The organism is Nocardioides sp. (genome assembly GCF_024509035.1).
Classification (GTDB): Bacteria; Actinomycetota; Actinomycetes; order Propionibacteriales; family Nocardioidaceae; genus Nocardioides.
Genome location: NZ_JANINT010000419.1, coordinates 1 through 524, shown reverse-complemented (window position 1 = coordinate 524; position 524 = coordinate 1). Strand labels below are relative to the sequence as shown.

General features: G+C 72.9%; 1 protein-coding gene. It reads right to left on the bottom strand.

Annotation, left to right across the window (positions count from 1 at the left end; genetic code table 11):
* Positions 1-481: DUF977 family protein (locus tag Q0L15_RS22860; protein WP_296607159.1), on the bottom strand; the 481-nt coding region annotated here is incomplete at its 3' end.
* Positions 482-524: the final 43 nt, after the last annotated feature.

The following is a 524-nucleotide window of genomic DNA, read 5'->3' as shown; positions in this document are numbered from 1 at the left end:
CCTGGCGCTCTGCGGGGAGGAAGGCCAGCAGCACCTTGCCGGTCGAGGTCGCGTGCGCGGCGTTGCGGCTCCCGACGGACCGGAAGACCGGGATGGCGCCGGGCCCCTCCCGCCGCTCGACGTACAGCACGTCGGTCCCGTCGAGGATCGCCACGTGGAGGGTGCCCGCCGTGTACCGGCGCAGCTCGTCGAGCGGCGTCGTGGCCGCCTCGTGGAGGCGCTGGGCCGTCTCGGCGCTGGCGCCGAGGGAGCGCATCGTCGTGGTGAGCCGGAACAGCCCTGTCTCCTCGACCTTCTCGAGCAGGCCTTCCTGGACGAGGGTCCAGATGATGCGGTGGGCAGTGCTCTTGCCCACGCCGACCCGCCGGGCGAGCTGGCTGACTCCCAGCTGGGTGCTGTGCTTGCCGAACTCGCGCAGGATCCGGGCGGCCATGGCGACGCTGGAGAGCCGCTCGGGGCTGCGGGAGATCTGCTCGGTCATCGGGGTCACGTCCGCCCGGGCCGCCTCGAGGCATCAGAGCGCA